Origin of the sequence: Erwinia sp. PsM31, from assembly GCF_030433775.1 — a bacterium.
Taxonomy (GTDB): domain Bacteria; phylum Pseudomonadota; class Gammaproteobacteria; order Enterobacterales; family Enterobacteriaceae; genus Erwinia; species Erwinia aeris.
This window is the reverse complement of sequence record NZ_JARUWZ010000170.1, coordinates 1-206: the sequence shown is the minus strand read 5'-3', so window position 1 is coordinate 206 and position 206 is coordinate 1. Positions and strand designations below refer to the sequence as shown.

Below are 206 nucleotides of genomic sequence, written 5' to 3'. Positions count from 1 at the left end.
TAAGGGCGGCGCGCTGAAAGCGATAGCGGAGTCGGCCTGATAGACCCGCGAGCAGCAGCAGCTGCTGGCGATCCTGCCTGCGCAGGCCGGACTGGCCTTTGCGCCGGAAGCTGATATCAGCGAAGCGCTGGCGAAAGAGCTGAAAGGGAAAACCCTCTATTTCGGCGCGCTGCCAAAAATCGGCGTTAAAAGCGAGGAGCCAACGG

At 61.7% G+C, this 206-nt stretch carries 1 protein-coding gene; it reads right to left on the bottom strand.

From position 1 onward, the window contains the following. Window positions 1-206 (bottom strand): hypothetical protein (locus QCD69_RS22835; RefSeq protein ID WP_301253607.1); only part of this gene is annotated, 206 nt, incomplete at both ends.